Consider the following 16,098-nt stretch of genomic DNA (forward strand, 5'->3'; position numbering starts at 1 on the left):
GTAATTTTGGAAATTGAGCGGCTCACCTTCCAGCACGACGGCGCGCAGCTGTTCCGCCGGGCGCTGACATCCGATCGAGTACACGAACTCGGGGCAGCCCTGTCCCATTTGCCGCCCGATCACGCCGGACTGAGGTTGAGAGGCATCGACGCTCTCGCCCCCTTCCTTGTCGCCAGCGGAGATGTCGGAAGCTGTGCTGCGTCGGTGCTTGGGGAGGCATGCCGCCCGGTCAGGGCCATCCTGTTCGACAAGACGGCCGCGACGAACTGGGCCCTCGGCTGGCATCAGGACCGCACCATCGCGGTGAAGGAGCGTATTCCGGTCGATGACTTCGACATCTGGAGCATCAAGAGCGGCATGCAGCATGTCGAGCCACCCTTTGCGTTGCTGTCAGGCATGGTGACCCTGCGGGTTCATATCGATCCGGTCCCGGCCAGCAATGCGCCGCTGCTGATCGCGCCCGGCTCGCACAAGCTCGGGCGGATTCCGGAAGATGAGGTGCGGGACGTCGTTCGACGTTGCGACACGGTTGCGTGTCTGGCTGATGCCGGCGACCTCTGGCTGTACGCAACGCCGATTCTCCACGCGTCTGACGCCGCCACCTCCCCAATGCATCGCCGCGTCCTGCAAGTCGACTTTGCCGTCAGCGAGCTTCCGGGCGGTCTGGAGTGGCTTGGGGTCTAAAGCGGAGTGGCTTTAGGTCGAATCGATTGCCGCGGCTCGTTCACCTCTCCCCCTTGCGGGAGAGGTCGGCGCGTAGCGGCGGGTGAGGGTTCTCTCCTCTTGGGGGTTCGCCCAGCGGAGACACCCTCTCCCCAACCCTCTCCCGCAAGCGGGAGAGGGAGTGCACCGTGCTCGTGGAGGCAAAAGCGCCTGACGGCGCTTCCTACTTCGACCGCTGCACTGCCGGCTTCTCGCTGCCCTGCCTTGCCGCCGATAAATTGTGCGCCGTGTTGATCAGCGCGATGTGGGTCAGCGCCTGCGGGAAATTGCCGGTCTGGCGGCGGGCCACGGAATCGTATTCTTCGGCCAGCAGCCCGACGTCGTTGGCGATGCCGACCACGCGGTCAAGCAGAACTTGCGCCTTGTCGAGATCGCCCGACAGCACATAGGCATCGGCGAGCCATAGGGTACAGGCCAGGAAGGCGCCTTCGAGCGGCGGCTGGTCCGGGGGCAGCTCGCGCGGGTCGTGCCGCAGCACGAAACCGTCGCGCATCAGGCATTTTTCGGCCGCGGCGATGGTGCCGCGGATGCGCGGGTCGTCCGCCGGCAGGAAGCCGACGGCGGGCAGCAGCAGCACGCTGGCGTCGAGCATCTTCGAGCCGTAGGATTCGACGAACGCATTCTCCTCCGCATCGAATCCCCTGTTGCAGACATCTCGATGAATGGCTTCGCGTAGCGCACGCCAGTGCAGCAGCGGCGCCTTGAAGCCGAAGGTCTCGGCGCTCTTGATGCCGCGGTCGAAGGCGACCCAGGTCATCACCTTGGAGAAGACATAGTGCTTGGGCTGGCCGCGCCGCTCCCAGATGCCGTGGTCGGGCCGGTCCCAGACTTCGGCCAGATGATTGAGCACGGCGCATTCCAGCGCCCAGGTCGTCTCGTCGTCGAGCTTGAGCCTCGCCATGCGCGACTGGTGGAAGGCGTCGATCAATTCGCCGTAAACATCGAGCTGGAGCTGCGCGTGGGCGGCATTGCCGACGCGCACCGGCTGCGCCCCCTCGTAGCCGCCGAGCCAGCCCGCCTCCCATTCCAGGAGGCGCCGCTGGCCCCAGATGCCGTACATGATCTGCATGTTCGCGGGCGAGCCGGCCGCGGCGCGCAGCAGCCAATTGTGCCAGGCCAGGGCTTCCTCGGTGTAGCCCGAGTTCATCAGCGCCAGCAGCGTGAAGGTGGCATCGCGCAGCCAGCAGAAGCGATAGTCCCAGTTCCTGCTGCCTCCGAGCTTCTCCGGCAAGGAGGTGGTGGGTGCCGCGACGATGCCGCCGGTCGGCGCGAAGGTCAGCGCCTTCAGCGTGATCAGCGAACGCAGGACCAGCTCCTGATAGTCGCCGTCACGGGTGCAATGGCCGCACCAGTCCTCCCAGAATTTTTCGGTCTCCTGAAGCGCCAGCTCCGCATCGATCGGCGCAGGCGGGGCGAGATGCGAGGGACCGTAAGTCAGCACGAATGGCACGGTCTCGCCTTCCTTCACCTCGAAATCCGAGACGGTGGTCAGATCCTCGCCGCGGGTCTCGACCGGAGTGCGCAGCACCGTCATGTCCTGGCCGGCGATGGCCATCAAGGAATGGTCGATCCGCCGCACCCAGGGAATATCCGCGCCGAAGCCGAAGCGGATGACGAGCTCCATCCGCATCTTCACGGTGCCACGGATGCCGCGGACCAGCCGCACGATGTCGGACGCCTTGCCGCGTAGCGGCATGAAATCGATCAGCGCGACGGTGCCTTTCTTCGTCTCGAACCGCGTTTCGAGGATGAGGGTGTTGCCGAGATAGCGCCGCGAGATGGAGGTTGCGGCCTCGCTCGGCGCGACCAGCCAGCGGCCGTTTTTGTGGGTACCGAGGATGGCGGCGAAGCAGGCGTCGGAATCGAAGGCCGGCCAGCACAGCCAGTCGATCGAGCCGTTGCGCCCGACCAGCGCCGCGGTCTCGCAATCGCCGATCAGCGCATAGTCCTCGATCCTCTGAGCCAATGTCGTGCGAGCCTGGCAAGTCCCGGCGGCTCAATTCCCGCCGGGCAATGAACGTTCCCGTGTCGCAGCCTTCAAAGCTGCGAGATCGATCTTGGACGCGATCTTGTCGAGCGCGACCGGCAGGCGCTGGCGCCAGTTCGGATGCTCGTCGATCGTGCCGGGAATGTTGGGCTGGTCGATCACGCCGAGCAGATCCTCCATCGACACCGCGAGCAGCCGCGACGGCGTGCGCGACAGGAAGGCCAGCACAGAGTAGAGATCGTTGGCGCTGATGCCGTTCTGGCGCAGGATCTCGTCGAGCCCGCCGAGCGCATCCCATCGCGCCTGGTCGTTCTCGCCGGGATCGAGCCCGAGCGAGCGCTTCATCTTGAGATCGCCGAAGGAGCGCCAGCCGGCATAGGTCGACAGATCATGGGTGTTCAGCGTCACCAGCGCATTGGGCCGGTAATGGTCGACATTGCGGAAATGGCCGGCATCGTCGCGCTCGAACATCATGACGAGATAGGACCAGATGCCGAAATCCTGCATCATCTCCCGGAAACCCTCCGGCACGGTGCCGAGGTCCTCGCCGATCACGATGCATTTATGGGCCGCGCTCTCGCGCGCCACGGCGGCCAGCAGCGCCTCGAACGGCATCTGCACATAGGCGCCGTTGTCGGGCTTGAAGCCGCGCGGCACGAGATAAAGCCGTTTCAGGCCGAGCACGTGATCGAGCCTGATGGCGCCGGCATGGCGCATCGACGCCGCGAGCATGTCGGCGAACGGGACGAAGGATTGCGCTTCCAGCCCACCGGCATTGAAGCCGGCAAGGCCCCAATCCTGGCCGATCGTGTTGAGCACGTCGGGCGGCGCGCCGACCGCGAGATGACGCGAGATCGCCGTCTGCTCGTTCCAGGCATCGAAGCCGTTGGACTGCACGCCGACGGCGACGTCGAGATAGAGCCCGACCCGCATGCCGAGCTGGCCGGCGAGCGTCTTGGCGGCATGCAGCTGGCTATCGGCCGTCCATTGCACGAATTCGACGAACTCGACCTCGCGCCTCTCCGCGCCATTACGCAGCTCGGCGCATTTCGCCTCGTCCGGCTGCTGCCATTCCGCCGGCCATTCCCACCAGGGTGCGGTGAAACGATGCCGCAGCACCTCGAAACAGGCAAAGCGGGACAACAGCGGCGCGCGCTCCGCACGGAAGGCGTCAAACGCCTTGCGACGCGCCTCGCTCGCGCTTGTCACGAAGCTGTTAAAGGCGGCGCGCAGGCCCAGCCATTTCACCGCCGCCATGTCGGGATAAGGGACGCGGTCGCCCTCGCGCAGACGGGCGGCGGTTGCGGCCGCGTCGGGCACGAGGTCGGCCGAGAATTCAGGGATAGCCTCGACGTCGATATAGAGCGGGTTGAGGAAAAGCCGGCTGTTCGGCGAATAGGGGCTGCAATCGGCCGGGTGATCGTCGAACAGGACATGCAGCGGATTGAGCCCGACGCCGTCGGCACCGAGCTGCTTGGCGAGCCGGACCAGGCCCGCGAGATCGGTGAAATCACCGATGCCCCAATTGCGGTCGGAGCGGACGCTGTAGAGCTGCACGGCGAGCAGCCAGCCGCGGTCGAAATCGCCGCCGAAACAGCGCTCGGGCGCCACGATCATCGGCACGTCTTCGCTCGCACCTTCGGCATCGGTCAGCGTCAGGCGGTGATACCCGAGCGCCAGGCCCGCGGGCCAGGCGATCACGGGCTCCCGCGTCTCTCCTGCCGCGATCACATTGCCGTTGCCGGCGATTTTCCATCGCAGCGGCGGCGCGCCAACCGACGCCAATTCCGTGCGCGGGCGTCCGAGCGCACGGACCACGACCGGCCCGCTGACGAAGCGATAGACCCGCTTCTCCGGCAGGGCATCGAGGATGGATTTGAGGGCCTCGGGCGCGGTGACCCGCAGCTTGCCGAGGGCATCGATGAATTCGGATTGAACGCCCTTGATCCGGGCTTGAGCTAAAAGATCCATTCGGCACGCAGCTTGCAGGCCATTGTTTGGCCAGGGGCATCGAGAATAACGAGATCGCGGAAGAGGTTAGTCAGGGGTAACTCGCAAACTGCGCTTGCCGTTCCCAAGGGAACCAATGACACACAAGCGGCTTTCTATCATGGTACCAAGCGTGGGTTCCCGACAAGGGAAACGGGCTCCTGCTTTCTTGTCAATGGCATCACCGTGAACAAGACAATTCAAACTGTCGAGAGTGCCGCGGCCGGCAGCGCTTTCCTGATCGAGGACGTCTATCCCGCGATCGACGGCGGCCGTTTCGCCGTGAAGCGGATCGCGGGCGAACCGGTCGAGGTCTGGGCCGACATCTACCGCGATGGCGAGGCAGTGATCTCAGCCGCGCTGATCTGGCGAGGAGAGCAGGAGCGCGAATGGCGGAGCGAGCCGATGACCCATCACGGCAATGACCGCTGGTCCGGCGCGTTCACGCCCCCCGAGCCCGGCCAATATGTCTACGCGATCGAAGCCTGGACCGACGAGTTCGCCACGTGGTCGCACGCCGCCGCGCGAAAGCGGCGCACCGGGGCCGATGTCAGCCTCGATGCGATCGAGGGCGCCGGGCTTTTGACCAAGGCGCATGGCGCGCGGCAGGACGCCGCAGCTATCATCATCAGGCAGTGCGAAGATTACCTGAGGAACGGCGACATCACCTCGCTGCTCGCGACCGAGCTCGGCGAAGCCATGGCCGAGAGCCAGTCGCGGCCGGACCTGACGCGTTCGCCATTCTTCCCGCTGACTGCCGACCGCGACAAGGCCCGCTTCAGCACCTGGTATCAGATGATGCCGCGCAGCCAGAGCGCATTGCCAGGCCGGCATGGCACGCTGCGCGACTGCATCGCGCGCGTGCCTGACATCGCCGCGATGGGCTTCGACGTGCTCTACTTCACGCCGATCCACCCGATCGGCAAGACCAGCCGCAAGGGCCGCAACAATGCGCCGGTGGCCCGTGAAGGCGATCCCGGCTCGCCCTATGCGATCGGCTCGGCCGAGGGCGGCCACGATGCGCTGCATCCGGAGCTCGGCACGATCGAGGACTTCCGCGCGTTGGTCGCCACATGTCTTGAATACGGGCTCGAGCTTGCGCTGGACTTCGCGGTGCAGTGCTCGCCGGATCATCCCTGGCTGACGCAGCATCCGGAATGGTTCAAATGGCGGCCCGACCGCTCGGTGAAGACGGCGGACGGCCCCTATTCCGACATCGTTATCCCCGACTTCAATTCGGTCGATCGCGTCGGGCTGTGGAATGCGTTTCGCGACGCCATGCTGTTCTGGATCGACAAGGGTGTAACCATCTTCGCCATCGACAATCACGACACCGCGCCGCTCGCGTTCTGGGAGTGGCTGATCCGCGACATAAGCCGCCGTCATCCCGACGTGATCCTGTTCTCCAAGACCTATGCACGGCCAAAGCCGATGAAGGGCCTCGCCAAGCTCGGCTTCGCGCAGTCCTTCACTTACTTCCCCTGGCGCACGGAAAAATGGGAGCTGGAGCAATATCTCGGCGAGCTGACGCGCTATCCCGAACGCGATTTCTACCGTCCGAACATGTTCGTCAACACGCCTGACCTGTTGCCCTTTCACCTGCAGAGTGGAGAGGCGTGGGCCTTCAAGTCGCGGATCGCACTGGCGGCGACGCTGTCAGGCAATTACGGCATCTACAGCGGATTCGAGCTGCTGGAGCATGAGGCCATTCCCGGCCGCGAAGAATATCTGGATTCCGAGAAGTACCAGATCAGGCAGCGGGACTGGGATCGTCCCGGCAACATCAAATCGTACATCGCCGCGCTCAACCGCATCCGCAACGAGAACGCGGCGCTCCAGCAGACCGCGAATTTGCGCTTTCTCGCCATCAAGGACGGCCAGACGATCGCCTTCGCCAAGGAGGCGGCCGATCCGGCCAACATTGTCGTCGTCGTGATCGCGCTGTCGCGCCGTGAGCGAGAATGCTGGCTGCCGCTCGGCGATCTCACCGTTGACGCCGGCGGGCGGCGTCACCATGTGACGGCACTCGAAAACCTCCTCACCGGCGAACAGTCCCGCATCGAATGGGGCGGCATCAAGTTGCGTATCGATCCCGACCGCGATCCGGCACTTCTGTTCCGCTGCCTGGCGTAAGGGGTCACGCCATGAATGTTCTGTCTTCCGTCGATACCAAGAAGGCTGAGGCTGCCGAGGTCGTAGATGAGCTCTGGTACAAGGACGCCATCATCTACCAGCTCCACGTCAAAGCCTTCGCCGACAGCAACAATGACGGCATCGGCGACTTCGCCGGGCTGACCGAGCGACTGCCCTATCTGCAGGAGCTCGGCGTCACCGCGCTGTGGCTGCTGCCGTTCTACCCTTCGCCCGGCCGCGACGACGGCTACGACATCGCCGATTACGGCGCGGTCAATCCCGATTTCGGGACGATGAAGGACTTCAAGCGGTTCATCCAGGAAGCGCAGAAGCGGGGCTTGCGCGTCATCACCGAGCTCGTGGTCAACCACACCTCGGACCAGCACAAATGGTTCAAGCGCGCGCGGCGCAGCCATCCGGGCTCGAGCGCGCGCAACTGGTATGTCTGGAGCGACACCGACCAGAAGTACCAGGGCACGCGCATCATCTTCACCGACACCGAGAAGTCGAACTGGACCTGGGATCCGGAGGCCGGCGCGTTCTACTGGCACCGCTTCTTCTCGCACCAGCCCGATCTCAATTTCGACAATCCGCGCGTGGTCAGCGCCATCATCCAGGTGATGAAGCGCTGGCTCGATGCCGGCGTCGACGGCTTCCGCCTCGATGCCATTCCCTATCTGTGCGAGCGCGAGGGCACCTCGAACGAGAACCTGCCCGAGACGCATGCGATCATCAAGCGCCTGCGCCAGGAGCTGGACGCGTATTCCAAGGGCAAGCTGCTGCTGGCCGAGGCCAATCAATGGCCGGAGGACGTGCAGGAATATTTCGGCCGTGGCGACGAATGCCACATGGCTTACCATTTCCCGCTGATGCCGCGCATCTACATGGCGATCGCCCAGGAGGACCGCTTCCCGATCACCGACATCCTGCGCCAGACGCCGGATATCCCGGCGAGCTGCCAATGGGCGCTGTTCCTGCGCAATCACGACGAGCTCACGCTGGAGATGGTCACCGACGTCGAGCGCGACTATCTCTGGACCACCTACGCCAACGATCCCCGCGCGCGCATCAATGTCGGCATCCGCCGGCGCCTTGCGCCGCTGATGGACAACGACCGGCGCAAGATCGAGCTGATGAACTCGCTGCTGCTGTCGTTCCCGGGCACGCCGATCATCTATTACGGCGACGAGATCGGGATGGGCGACAACATCTATCTCGGCGACCGCAACGGCGTCCGCACGCCGATGCAGTGGAGCCCGGACCGCAACGGCGGCTTCTCGCGCTGCGACCCCGCCCGCCTCTACGCGCCGCTGATCATGGATCCCGTTTACGGCTATGAATCCGTCAACGTGGAGGCGCAGTCGCGCAGCCTGTCCTCGCTGCTCAGCGCCACCAAGCGGCTGATCTCGGTGCGGAAGTCGACGCTCGCCTTCGGCCGCGGCACCATGACCTTCATCCGCCCGGCCAACCGCGCCGTGCTCGCCTATGTCCGCCAATACCGCGACGAGGTGATCCTCTGCGTCGCCAATCTGTCGCGCGCCGCGCAGGCCACCGAGCTCGACCTGTCGCCGTGGAAGGACCGCATCCCGCAGGAGATGCTCGGCCGCACGCGCTTTCCCGCGATCGGCGAATTGCCCTACATGATCACGCTGGGGCCCTACGGCTTCTACTGGTTCCAGCTTCAGGAGCGCGACAAGTCCGAGCCGGTTGTGCCGCGCGCGGTGCCGGAATTCGAGACGCTGGTCGTGCCGGTGAACTCGAACTGGGTCTCGCTCGCCCGCGAGCGCGGCGTGTTCGAGCGCGACGTGCTGCCGGGCTTCCTGTCACGGACGCGCTGGTATCCCGAGAACAATCCCAAGCACATCCGGACCACGCTGACCTCCGCGGTACCGTTCAGCGACATCGGCGACAACAGACCCTGGATCGCGTTCTTCGAGACGACGCGGGACGAGGTGACGACGCGGTACGTGATGCCCATGCAGATCGAATGGGTGCGTTTCGACCGCGAGCGCTTCAACCCGAAGGCGCTCGCCGCCGTCCGCCAGGGCGCACGCGAAGGCACGCTCCTCGACGTCGCGACCGAGCAGATCTTCATCGGTCTGTTCTTACGAGGGCTGTCGCAAAACCTGGTCGTGGACGAGAACAATCTGCGGCTCGAGTTCAAGGCGACCAGCCGTTTCGCCGACTACACCATCAAGGAGCCCGAACGCATCCGCGCCATCGAACAGTCGAACAGTACCGCGCTGGTCGACAACAAGTACGTTGCCAAGATCTATCGGCGGCTGGAAAGCGGCATCAGCCCTGAGATCGAGATCGGCTACTATCTCACCGAGGTCGCCCGCTTTGCCAATACGCCGGCGCTGCTCGGCAGCGTCGAGCTGGTCGACGGCAACCAGCGCAGCGCGCTCGGCGTGCTGCATGCCTATGTCGAGAACCAGGGCGACGGCTGGACCGTGACGACCGGATATCTCGACCGCTATATCGACGAGCAGCGTGTGGCGCCGGCCGACGAGATGCCGCGCGAAACCCAGGAGCAGGCGCCCTATCTGCATTTCATCGCGCAGATCGGCCGGCGGCTCGCCGAGCTGCATGTCGCTCTCACCGCGGCAGAGCCCGCCGATCTCGCCCCGGAGCCGATCGACTCCGCCCAGATCAAGGCTGCGCTCTCCGACCTCAAGGCGCGTGCCGAGCGGATTCTCGAGCTGCTTGCCGACAGCCGCGACGGGCTGCGAGAGGTGGACCGGCCCCTGATCGACCGGCTCATCGCTGCACGCGCGGACCTGTTCGACCGCCTCAATGCGCTCTTGCCATCCGAGATCGGCGGGTTGAACATCCGTCATCATGGCGACTTCCGGCTCGGGCAAACTCTGATCGTGAAGGACGATATCTTCATCATCGACTTCGACGGCGATCCGCGTGTGCCGCTGGCCAACAAGCGCCGCAAGGCGCCGGCCGCGCGCGACGTCGCCGGCCTGATCCATTCCATCGACCTTTCTGTGAACGTGGCGCTGAGCCGCGCGCTCACGGGTGCTTCCGACGAGCAGGACCGGCTCGCGGCCGCCCTCGACGAATGGCGCGAGCGCGCCACCGCGACCTTCCTGTCCGCCTACCGCGAAGCCATGACCGATCGGAGGCTGTGGCCGGACGATCGGTCCTGCGCGGAAGGCCTGTTGAGATTTTTCCTGCTGGATCGAGCGTTCCACGACGTAGAGTACGAGCTGTCCCGCCGGCCTGAGGGACTCCATGCGCCGCTGACCGGACTGCTTCGCATTCTGTCAAGTGCCGAGAGCGAAGCCCATGCCTAAACTGCCTGCAGAAGCCTACGCGATCATCGAAGGCCGCCACTCCGACCCCTTCCACTATCTCGGGCTGCATCCTGAGGGCGGAAAGAGCGTTGTCCGCGCGTTTCTGCCCGAGGCCACCAATGTCGAGGCGGTCGGCGACCACGGCGAGGTCGCGCCGCTCGACCGCGTCCACGATTCCGGCCTGTTCATTGGCGCCCTGCCCAACGGTTCGAAGCACTACCAGCTGCGCGCGAAGTTCGGCAACGACGTGGTCGAGTTCGAGGATGCCTACCGTTTTCCGCCGATCCTGACCGATTTCGACCTCTATTTGCTCGGCGAAGGCACCCATCAGCGCCTCTATGACAAGCTCGGCGCGCATCCGATGCGGCTCGAGGGCGTCGATGGCATCGGCTTCGTCGTGCTGGCGCCGAACGCGCGGCGCGTCTCCGTGGTCGGCGACTTCAACTACTGGGACGGGCGGCGCCATCCGATGCGGGTGCGCGGCAACGGCTATTGGGAATTGTTCATCCCGCATGCGAAGGCCGGCGATCACTACAAGTTCGAAATCGTCGGACCGCATGGTCATCTGCTGCCGCTGAAATCCGATCCGATGGCATTTGCCAGCGAGCTGCGGCCGAAAACGGCCTCGATCGTGTTCGACGAGGCGCGCCTGCCGCGGCCGCGCCCGGCGCCTGAAGGCATCAACGCATTGTCGGCGCCGATGTCGATCTACGAGGTGCATCTCGGCTCGTGGCGGCGCAAGGACAACAATGAATGGCTGACCTATCGCGAGCTGGCCGAGCAGCTGCCGGCCTATGCCCGCGACATGGGCTTCACCCATCTCGAATTCCTGCCCGTGAACGAGCATCCGTTCGATGGCTCCTGGGGCTATCAGCCGACCGGCCTCTATGCGCCGACCAGCCGTTTCGGCGGCCCCGAGGATTTTGCCGCCCTGATCGATGCCTGCCACCGCGAAGGCATCGGCGTGCTGCTCGACTGGGTCCCGGGCCACTTCCCCGACGATCCGCATGGGCTCGGCCATTTCGACGGCACCGCGCTCTACGAGCACGCCAACCCGCTGCAGGGCCGCCACCTCGACTGGGGCACGCTGATCTACAATTACGGCCGCACCGAAGTGACGAACTTCCTGGTGTCGAATGCGCTGTTCTGGATGGAGCGTTACGCCATCGACGGTCTGCGCGTCGATGCGGTCGCCTCCATGCTCTATCTCGACTACAGCCGGCCGCCCGATGCCTGGATCCCGAACCAATATGGCGGGCGGGAGAACATCGAGGCGATCAACTTCCTGCGCCGCTTCAACACGGAAGTGTTCGCCCGCTTCCCGCAGGCAACCACCGCCGCCGAGGAGTCCACCGCCTGGCCCCAAGTCTCGCGCCCGGTCGAGTTCGGCGGGCTCGGCTTCGGCTACAAGTGGAACATGGGCTGGATGCACGACACGCTGAACTACATCAGCAAGGATCCGATCCACCGCAAGCATCACCACGGCGAGATCCTGTTCGGCCTGCACTATGCGTTCTCGGAGAACTTCATCCTGCCGCTGTCGCATGATGAGGTCGTGCACGGCAAGCGCTCGATCCTCGGCCGCATGCCCGGCGACGAGTGGCAGCGCTTTGCCAATTTGCGCGCCTATTACAGCTTCATGTTCGGCCATCCCGGCAAGAAGCTCTTGTTCATGGGCGCCGAGATCGCGCAGAGCCGCGAATGGAATCACGACCAGTCGCTCGACTGGCACCTGCTCGAATACAAGGTCCATTCCGGCGTCCAGGCCTTGATCCGCGACCTCAATCGGCTCTATCGCGCGGTTCCGGCGCTGCACCAGATGGATTGCGAGCAGGCCGGCTTCGAATGGCTGATCACCGACGATGCCAACCGCAACGTCTTCGCCTGGCTGCGCAAGGGATTCGACGAGCACGCGCGGTGTCTCGTCATCGCCAACTTCTCGCCTAACGTCTACCAGAACTATCGCGTTCGCGTGCCCTTCGGCGGCAAGTGGAAGGAAGTTCTCAACTCCGATTCCGCCCATTACGGCGGCAGCAATGTCGGCAATGTCGGCGAGGTCCATGCCGAGGGCGGCGAGCTGCGCCTCACCATTCCGCCGCTGGCTGCGATCTTTCTCGTTCCGGAAAGCTGATCGATGCGCCTGACTGCCGGATCGCCCGCACGGCTCGGCGCAAGCTGGGACGGACGCGGTACCAATTTCGCGCTGTTCTCCGCCAACGCGCAGAAGGTCGAGCTCTGCCTGTTCGACACCCAAGGCCGCCGCGAGCTCGAGCGCATCGAGCTGCCCGAGAAGACGGAGGATGTCTGGCACGGCTATCTCAACGACGTCTCGCCGGGCCAGCTTTACGGCTATCGCGTGCACGGCCCCTACGAGCCCGAGCACGGCCATCGCTTCAACGCCAACAAGCTGCTGCTCGACCCCTACGCCAAGCGGCTTGCCGGGCGTCTGGTCTGGAGCGATGCGCATTTCGCCTACCGCACCGGAAGCCCGCGCGAGGACCTGTCGTTCGACCGGCGCGACAATGCGCGCGGCATGCCCAAGGCCGTCGTGGTCGACGAGACCTTCAACTGGGGCCGCCGCGAGATCCGGCCGAATATTCCCTGGGAAGACACGATCATCTACGAGGCCCACGTCAAGGGCCTGACGCAGAAGCGCGAGGACGTTCCGCCGAATCTGCGCGGCACCTATGGCGGCCTGTCATCGCCCGCGATGATCGAGCACCTCAAGAAGCTCGGCGTCACCACGGTCGAGCTGTTGCCGGTGCACAGCTTCGTCGACGACCGCATCCTGGTGGAAAAGAAGCTCGCCAATTACTGGGGCTACAACACGCTGTCGTTCTTTGCGCCCGAGCCACGCTACGCCCAGGACAACGCACTCGATTCCTTCCGCACCACGGTGGCGCGGCTGCACGATGCCGGCATCGAGGTGATGCTCGACGTGGTCTACAACCACACCGCCGAGGGAAATCATCTCGGTCCGACGCTGTGCTATCGCGGCATCGACAACGCCTCCTATTATTGGTTGAACCGCGAGAACCCGCGCTATTACGACGACTTCACCGGATGCGGCTCGTCGGTGAACCTCGCCCATCCCCGCGTGCTGCAGATGGTGATGGATTCCCTGCGCTACTGGGTCGAGGTCTGCCATGTCGACGGCTTCCGCTTCGACCTCGCCACCACGCTGGCGCGCGGGCCGAACGGTTTCGATCGCGGCAGCTCGTTCCTCACCGCGATCCGGCAGGATCCGGTGCTGGCTGCCGTCAAGCTCGTCGCCGAGCCGTGGGACCTCGGCCTCGGCGGCTACCAGGTCGGAGCCTTTCCCTCGCAATGGTCGGAATGGAACGACCGCTATCGCAGCGCCATGCGCCGCTACTGGAGCGGTGAAGGTAGCCTGATCGGCGACATCTCCAGCCGCATGACCGCGTCCTCCGACTTGTTCAATCACGACGGACGGCGGCCGCGCGCCAGCATCAACCACATCACCGTCCACGACGGCTTCACGCTCGCCGACCTCTTCAGCTACAACGAGAAGCACAACGAGGCCAACGGCGAGGACAATCGCGACGGCTCCAACGACAATCACAGCAACAATTGCGGCGTCGAGGGCCCGACCGATGATCCTGGTATCATCAGCCTGCGCCGCCAGCTGCGCAAGAACGTGCTGGCCTGCCTGATGCTGGCCCAGGGCGTTCCGCTGATCCTCGCCGGCGACGAGGTCGGCAACTCGCAATCCGGCAACAACAACGCCTATTGCCAGGACAACGAAGTCGGCTGGGTCGGCTGGGACAATCTCGGCAAGGACGGCGACGATATGGTGGACTTCGTTGCCCATCTCGCCGACATCCGCCGCCGTTTCTCACAGTTGCGCAGCCATCGCTGGCTCGACGGCCGCCCCAAGGACGGCGTCTCCTACGGCGCATTGTGGCTGACGCCCGCCGGCAACGAGATGACGGAGAGTGACTGGACATTCCCGGATGGGCGGTTTCTCTCCTATGTGATGGGCCCGATGGAACCGGGCGGCGCTGCGATCTTTATCGTACTGAACGCCGCTCCCGAAGAGATCGCATTCAAATTGCCCAAAATGACCGAATACAAGCGCTGGCAGCAGATCCTGAACACGACCGATGCCAAGCTGAATACGATCGACTTCCTGCCCGGGAGCGACAGCAAGGCGCCGCCGCGCTCCGTGCTCGCCTTCGCAGGCGCACTATGAGGCCATCCTTCGGGGCGAGGCCGACCAAGGACGGCGTGTCGTTCCGGCTGTGGGCGCCGGCCGCGCGCCGCGTCGATCTCCTGCTCGACCGCAGGCACGCGATGCAGCGCCGGCAGGATGGCTGGTTCGTCGCCGAGATCGCCGGCTTGTCATCTGGCAGCAAGTACAAGTTCAGGATCGACGACGACATCGACGTGCCGGATCCCGCTTCGGCCTTCCAGCCCGACGACGTGTTCGGCCCGAGCGAGGTGATCGATCACGATGCCTTCGTCTGGCGCGCGCGCGATTGGCGCGGCCGTCCCTGGGAAGAGACGGTGCTGATCGAAACCCATGTCGGCACCTTCACGTCCGAAGGCAGCTATCACGCCATGATCGACAAGCTCGATCACCTCGCCGCGACCGGCATCAATGCGCTGGAATTGATGCCGCTCGCCGATTTCGCAGGCCGCCGCGGCTGGGGCTATGACGGCGTGCTGTGGTATGCGCCGGACAGCGCCTATGGCCGGCCCGAAGACCTGAAGACGCTGATCGACGAGGCGCATCTGCGCGGGCTGATGGTGTTCCTCGACGTCGTCTACAATCATTTCGGCCCGGAAGGAAACTATCTCGGCCGTTACGCGCCGACCTTCTTCACCGATGCGCACACGCCGTGGGGCAGCGCGATCGATTATCGCGTGCCGCAGGTGCGAGCCTTCGCCGTCGAGAATGCGCTGTCCTGGCTCGGCGACTACCGCTTCGATGGCCTCAGACTCGACGCCGCCAACCACATCATGGCTGTCCCGGGCGAGCAGTCCATGCTGCAGGACCTCAGCGTTGCCACCGGCGAGCTCGCCAAGGCCACGGGACGCCACATCCATCTCGTGCTGGAGAACGGCGACAACCGCGCCAGCCTGCTCGATGCCGCGCAGGAGCCGCCGAACGGCAAATATCGCGGGCAGTGGAACGACGATTATCATCACGTCTGGCACGTGATGCTGACCGGCGAGCATGCCGGCTACTATGGCGATTACCAGACGCCGCGCCTGGATCTGGCACGCGCTCTCGCCTCCGGCTTCGTCTATCAGGGCGAGATCTCGGAATTCTGGGGCAAGAAGCCGCGCGGCGAGCCGAGCGGCCAGCTGCCGCCGGCGACCTTCGTCAATTTCCTGCAGAACCACGACCAGATCGGCAATCGCCCGCTGGGCGAGCGGCTGGAAAGCCTGGCATCGCCACAGCAGATCGAGGCCGCGCTCGCGGTCACCCTGCTCGCGCCGATGGTGCCGATGCTGTTTCAGGGCGAGGAATGGGGCTCGACGGTCCCCTTCCCGTTCTTCTGCGATTTCCAGGGCGAACTCGCCGATGCCGTGCGCAAGGGCCGCAAGCGCGAATATGCCTGGGCTTACGAGAAATACGGCGACGAGGTGCCCGACCCGCTCGATCCGGCAACGCTGCAATCGGCCGTGCTCGACTGGACCGGCCGCACGCCGCAACAGGAAGCGCGGCTCACGCTGGCGCGAGAGCTGCTCGGCGTCCGTCGCAAGCAGATCGTGCCGCGGCTGAAGGGCGCAAGCTTCGGTGATGCCGAAGCGGCCGACAACGGCCTCGTCACCGCACATTGGCGCATGGGCGACGGCACCACGTTGCGTCTTGTCGCCAACCTGTCGGATCATGAGATCACCTCCAGCGTCAGCGCGGGCACGCCGATCTGGGGCGGCGGAGCCGGCGAGCGGCTCACGCCCTGGTCGGTGGTTTGGCGCCTCGGAGGTTAG

The 16,098-nt window shown here is 64.9% G+C and carries 8 protein-coding genes; 6 read left to right on the forward strand and 2 right to left on the reverse strand.

Going from position 1 to position 16,098, the window contains the following annotated elements:
- Positions 1-6 precede the first annotated feature (6 nt).
- Positions 7-684 carry a phytanoyl-CoA dioxygenase family protein gene (locus tag I6F28_RS01900; protein WP_036007272.1) on the forward strand — a complete coding sequence of 226 codons (678 nt, stop codon included), beginning with the start codon at positions 7-9 and terminating at the stop codon, positions 682-684.
- 202 nt (positions 685-886) lie between these two features.
- Here the strand turns inward: I6F28_RS01900 and I6F28_RS01905 are convergent, their stop codons facing one another.
- Both I6F28_RS01905 and malQ read right to left on the reverse strand, forming a co-directional pair.
- Positions 887-2,689 (reverse strand): glycoside hydrolase family 15 protein, encoded by a 1,803-nt coding sequence (locus I6F28_RS01905; RefSeq protein ID WP_225139150.1) that lies wholly within the window; start codon positions 2,687-2,689, stop codon positions 887-889.
- 30 nt (positions 2,690-2,719) lie between these two features.
- Positions 2,720-4,681 carry a 4-alpha-glucanotransferase gene (malQ, locus tag I6F28_RS01910; protein ID WP_225139151.1) on the reverse strand — a complete coding sequence of 654 codons (1,962 nt, stop codon included), beginning with the start codon at positions 4,679-4,681 and terminating at the stop codon, positions 2,720-2,722.
- Between the two features lie 204 nt (positions 4,682-4,885).
- On the opposite strand from malQ, the gene I6F28_RS01915 reads away from it, so the two are divergent.
- Genes I6F28_RS01915 through treZ form a run of 5 tightly spaced genes read left to right on the forward strand, consistent with a single transcriptional unit; the run spans position 4,886 to position 16,098 of the window.
- A complete protein-coding gene (locus tag I6F28_RS01915; RefSeq protein WP_225139152.1) occupies positions 4,886-6,832 on the forward strand; it encodes a maltotransferase domain-containing protein in 1,947 nt (648 codons plus the stop codon).
- Positions 6,833-6,843: 11 nt separating this feature from the next.
- Positions 6,844-10,137, forward strand: a complete 3,294-nt coding sequence (gene treS, locus I6F28_RS01920) for a maltose alpha-D-glucosyltransferase (RefSeq protein WP_036007260.1) — start codon at positions 6,844-6,846, stop codon at positions 10,135-10,137.
- Positions 10,130-12,268: a 1,4-alpha-glucan branching protein GlgB gene (gene glgB, locus I6F28_RS01925; protein WP_225139153.1), complete on the forward strand. Its 2,139-nt coding sequence runs from the start codon at positions 10,130-10,132 to the stop codon at positions 12,266-12,268. The genes treS and glgB overlap by 8 nt, the downstream gene beginning before the upstream one ends.
- A 3-nt stretch (positions 12,269-12,271) precedes the next feature.
- Positions 12,272-14,350, forward strand: coding sequence for a glycogen debranching protein GlgX (gene glgX, locus I6F28_RS01930; RefSeq protein ID WP_225139154.1), 2,079 nt, complete (start codon positions 12,272-12,274; stop codon positions 14,348-14,350).
- Positions 14,347-16,098, forward strand: coding sequence for a malto-oligosyltrehalose trehalohydrolase (gene treZ / locus I6F28_RS01935; RefSeq protein ID WP_225139155.1), 1,752 nt, complete (start codon positions 14,347-14,349; stop codon positions 16,096-16,098). The genes glgX and treZ overlap by 4 nt, the downstream gene beginning before the upstream one ends.

The sequence above is a fragment of the Bradyrhizobium sp. NBAIM14 genome, assembly GCF_020193895.1.
In the GTDB taxonomy this organism is placed as follows: domain Bacteria; phylum Pseudomonadota; class Alphaproteobacteria; order Rhizobiales; family Xanthobacteraceae; genus Bradyrhizobium; species Bradyrhizobium yuanmingense.

What these genes read in the sequence shown, in the direction of transcription:
- malQ (WP_225139151.1), bottom strand. Translation starts at nt 4,681, where the DNA reads ATGGATCTTTTAGCTCAAGCCCGGATCAAGGGCGTTCAATCCGAATTC.
- treS (WP_036007260.1), top strand. Translation starts at nt 6,844, where the DNA reads ATGAATGTTCTGTCTTCCGTCGATACCAAGAAGGCTGAGGCTGCCGAG.
- glgB (WP_225139153.1), top strand. Translation starts at nt 10,130, where the DNA reads ATGCCTAAACTGCCTGCAGAAGCCTACGCGATCATCGAAGGCCGCCAC.
- glgX (WP_225139154.1), top strand. Translation starts at nt 12,272, where the DNA reads ATGCGCCTGACTGCCGGATCGCCCGCACGGCTCGGCGCAAGCTGGGAC.
- treZ (WP_225139155.1), top strand. Translation starts at nt 14,347, where the DNA reads ATGAGGCCATCCTTCGGGGCGAGGCCGACCAAGGACGGCGTGTCGTTC.